Here is a 329-nt window from a genome sequence, read left to right on the forward strand (position 1 = left end):
ACTAGATTTAAATAATACGGAATATTCTAGCGTATGGATGCCATATGCTTTAACAAAAAAATATCCAAGTGCCGCAAAATCGCTTGCGTGGCAGTATTTATTTCCTTCTCATATATTAAGTTCAGATCCTCAAAGCGGTGAAATAAGACGACATCATTTTCATCACTCCTGTATTAGAAAAGAGGTTAAAAAAGCCGTCCAAAAATCAGGGATAACAAAAATAATACCACCTGATACATCAAGACACTCTTTTGCTACTCATCTACTTCAAAATGCCCCCGATATAAGAACTGTTCTAGCTCAGCTTGGCCATTCTGATGTTAAAGCCC

General features: G+C 36.8%; 1 protein-coding gene. It reads left to right on the top strand.

Going from position 1 to position 329, the window contains the following annotated elements:
• Positions 1-329: tyrosine-type recombinase/integrase (locus tag CWB60_RS20675; RefSeq protein ID WP_249318459.1), on the top strand; the 329-nt coding region annotated here is incomplete at both ends.

The sequence above is a fragment of the Pseudoalteromonas sp. S327 genome (assembly GCF_005886415.1).
Classification (GTDB): Bacteria; Pseudomonadota; Gammaproteobacteria; order Enterobacterales; family Alteromonadaceae; genus Pseudoalteromonas; species Pseudoalteromonas atlantica.